Below are 1,619 nucleotides of genomic sequence, written 5' to 3' on the forward strand. Positions count from 1 at the left end.
ACGGCGGCCCCCGTCGAAGTCCGCCCCCGACCGCGCGTCGCGCAGACCGCCCCGGGGCACGCGGACCGGGACACCGCCCAGCGCGTCGACGATGCCGACGAAGCCGAGGAAGTCCACCTCGGCGTAGTGGTCGACGCGCACCCCGGTGGCCCGCTCGACGGTACGGGTCAGCAGCGGGGCACCGCCCGTCGCGTAGGCGGAGTTGATCTTCCCCTTGCCGTGCCCGGGGATCGGCACGTACGAGTCACGCGGCAGCGAGACCAGCCGCGGCCCGTGCTCCCCGTAGTGCAGGAGCATGATCGTGTCGGTGTTCAGCACCTGCTCGTCGCCGACGTGCAGCGCCTTGCGCTGTTCGGGGGTCAGCGCGGCACGGCTGTCGGAGCCGACGAGCAGCCAGGTGGTCCCCTTTCCCGGCTCCGGGCGGCCCGCGTAGTCGGCGAACGCCGGTGTGGTGCGGATGCGCGAACCGGCCCAGAAGTACAGGCCCGTGCCGTACGCGGCCACCACCACGGTCAGCGCGAGCAGCGTGAACGCCGCCCGCTTCACCCATCGCCGCCCGGCCGACGGCCCTGTCCGATCACCGCTCTCCGCCATGACCGCATGATCGGGGCGCCCGGCCCGTCACGCAGGTCGAGCGCCCCGTCCTCACCCGTACGGGCCAGGCCTCCGCTACAGCAGCCCGTCCCACATCTGCTCGAGGAGCACCGACCACCAGCTCTCCGGCGAACCGAGCGCCGCCGGGTCGAGGGCGGCGAGCTGGTTCTGGAAGTCGACGGTCCAGCGGCCCGCCTGCTCCTGGTTGAGGCCGAACCGCAGCCGCCACATGCGGCCGAGCAGCGCCATGCAGCGCGCGAACTCCGGCAGGCCCGTGTTCACGAACTGCGGCGGCACCGGAGCGCCGCCGGGACCCGCCTCCACCGGCACGGCCACTATGTTCGCCGTGCCGTACTGGACGCAGAGCGCCCGGCCGAAGTCACTGCCCATGACCAGGTACGAGCCCGCGTCGGACGCGGGCTGCACGCCCCGCTCCTGCGCCAGCTCCGCCAGCGTCGGCACCGGGCGCCCCGGCTGGGCCTGCGCCCAGAAGAACGGCCCGAAGTCGACGGGCAGCCCCGCCACCACGAGCGTGTGGGCCACGATGTCCGGCACGCCCTGGCGCGACACCGCGCGCTGGTCGAAGCGGAAGACGCCGGGTCCGAAGGCGGCGGCCAGCTCCTGGGCGATGCCCTCGGGCGGAAGCACCGGTACGGGCGGCATCTGCTGCAACGGGGCACGCACCGGCGCCGGGCGCGCCGGGCCGTCCGCGACCTGGTGCAGCTCGCCCTGGTGCGCCAGGAGCTGCTGCATGCCCTGCTGCCGGGACGCGTGGTCCCTGCCGTACGGGGCGATGGACGTGATCCGCGCCTGCGGCCAGGTCTCGCGGATCATCCGGGCGCAGTAGGCGCCCGGCAGCTCGCAGGACTCCAGCTCGGTGTGGAGTTCGAGCACCTGCTGCGGGGGCACGTTCATGCCGCGCAGCTCGTGCAGGATCTGCCACTCCGGGTGCGGGGTGCCGGGCGCCGAGCGGCGGATGAGCTGCTGCTCGGAGCCGTCGGCCGCGCGGTAGCGCAGTACGGCCT

General features: G+C 74.1%; 2 protein-coding genes. Both read right to left on the reverse strand.

Translation table 11 applies throughout. The features are described 5' to 3' along the window. The coding region (locus AB8Z36_RS38820) for an LCP family protein (RefSeq protein ID WP_369218069.1) at nt 1-594 on the reverse strand (594 nt) is incomplete at its 3' end. Between the two features lie 75 nt (nt 595-669). Beyond that, the coding region (locus AB8Z36_RS38825; protein ID WP_369218070.1) for an SUKH-4 family immunity protein at nt 670-1,619 on the reverse strand (950 nt) is incomplete at its 5' end.

The organism is Streptomyces flavofungini, from assembly GCF_041028215.1.
In the GTDB taxonomy this organism is placed as follows: Bacteria; Actinomycetota; Actinomycetes; order Streptomycetales; family Streptomycetaceae; genus Streptomyces; species Streptomyces flavofungini_B.